The 665-nt window shown below is 62.1% G+C and carries 1 protein-coding gene; it reads right to left on the minus strand.

The features are described 5' to 3' along the window. The coding region (locus AC630_RS42260; protein ID WP_167561397.1) for a transposase at positions 1-542 on the minus strand (542 nt) is incomplete at its 3' end. Positions 543-665 lie beyond the last annotated feature (123 nt).

Consider the following 665-nt stretch of genomic DNA (forward strand, 5'->3'; position numbering starts at 1 on the left):
CCGCCGCCGTCGCCCCCGCCATCCCGCCCCGCAGGCGGACGTTCTGCCTCGGCGCTGTCGTTGGCCTCGAGCGCGGCACCATAGGCTTCTATCTCCTGATCGATCTCCGCCAGCCGCTTGGCGAGCTTGCGCTGCGTCTTGATGCTCGCCTTGCTGGCGTTGCCATCAAAAAACGCGCCGTCGATCGCCACAACCTCGCCGCCCACCAGACCGAGTTCGCGCAGCATCAGCACAAACTCCCGGTTCACCGCCTTGAGCGCCTTCCAGTTCTCCTGGCGGAACTTGGCAATGGTGCGATAGCCCGGCACCAGATGCTTCATCAGCCAGATCAGCTCGAGATTGCGACCAACCTCGCGCTCCAGGCTGCGCGACGACCGGATCCGGTTGAGGTAGCCATAAAGATAAAGCTTCAGCAGGTCGGCCGGGTCGTAAGGCGGCTGTCCAGCCCCGCCGCTCGATCCGACATGACGAAAGCCAAGCTTCCAAAGATCAAGCGCCGCAACGAAAGCCTCGATCACTCGAACCGGATTGTCGCCAGCCACATAATCTTCCACGCGCGCTGGCAGAAAGCTCGGCTGAGCCCGGCTCATGCCGGTCTTGAAGGTGCGATTCGTCATGCCGAATCGTACCTTCCTTCCAGATAAGAATCTTGCCCAACCTCGCAG

This window comes from Bradyrhizobium sp. AS23.2, from assembly GCF_001908185.1.
GTDB lineage: Bacteria > Pseudomonadota > Alphaproteobacteria > Rhizobiales > Xanthobacteraceae > Bradyrhizobium.